The organism is Synechococcus sp. H60.1, assembly GCF_047462335.1.
Taxonomy (GTDB): domain Bacteria; phylum Cyanobacteriota; class Cyanobacteriia; order Thermostichales; family Thermostichaceae; genus Thermostichus.
Genome location: NZ_JANSJA010000149.1, coordinates 1 through 868, shown reverse-complemented (window position 1 = coordinate 868; position 868 = coordinate 1). Strand labels below are relative to the sequence as shown.

Genomic DNA, 868 nt, shown 5'->3' with positions numbered 1-868 from the left:
AGGGGTCAACGCCAAAAGAAGCTTGTTGCAGCTTCTGCTTGACCACATCCCGCACCACTGAGCGGAGCAATTCCAGCTCAGAGGGGTTGAGCTGATCGCGGCTGGGACACTCATCGGGAGCCAGCCACATGTAAACAGCAGGAACGCGGTTTAGGATCTGCTGCATCATCGCTTCCCGCTCCTTGGCGTCATGAAACACCTGCTGATGGGGATGCTCGGTACAGAGGTAATTTTCCAGCTCTCCTAGGGCCAGATACTCAACGATATTAACCAACATCTTTTCCATCATGATCAACGTCCCTCCTAAAAATCCCTGTCACTCTTAAAACAGGTATTAAACAAAGCGTGTGTAAGATCTCTTCTGCGGCTAAGCCTTTCCATCTCTATTTACCTCGTTTGTCTTCCCGCTTGCCGCTAAAAGCAGCCAGCAGGAACCATCAGAAACCGTGAAGATCGCTTCTCTGGCATCCGGCACCAACGAAAAATTATCGAGCTTCCGAGGAGAGCAGGGTACAGTATTTAACAAAGACTATAGAAGCTTAGCCACAGTGAGAAAGAAGATCTCACTCAACCACTCCTCGCCCACCACGCTAGCATACGACTATGTGAAAAATTATGGGAATATCAAGGAACTTACATATTTTTTGACAATTGGCTAACTTAGCGCGCCAAAGCCGGCTTGGAATACTGCTGAGACAAGTGCTGAGAGGCCAGACAGGTGACTGCTGGCCCCAGCTACGGGCTCCGCAAAGCCGTTGCAGCTTAGGGATCTGAACTCAGAAACAATGAGGCTAGCCCGCCAATGGTAAATCAACTCGCTGGGCCTGGATCCAGAAAGATTCTAGGTCGTAGTAGTCTCTTTCCTCCT

The 868-nt window shown here is 49.8% G+C and carries 1 protein-coding gene; it reads right to left on the bottom strand.

Annotated features, from left to right (window positions below; all coding sequences use genetic code 11):
• The coding region (locus NW852_RS07890; protein ID WP_414426614.1) for a hypothetical protein at positions 1-289 on the bottom strand (289 nt) is incomplete at its 3' end.
• Positions 290-868 lie beyond the last annotated feature (579 nt).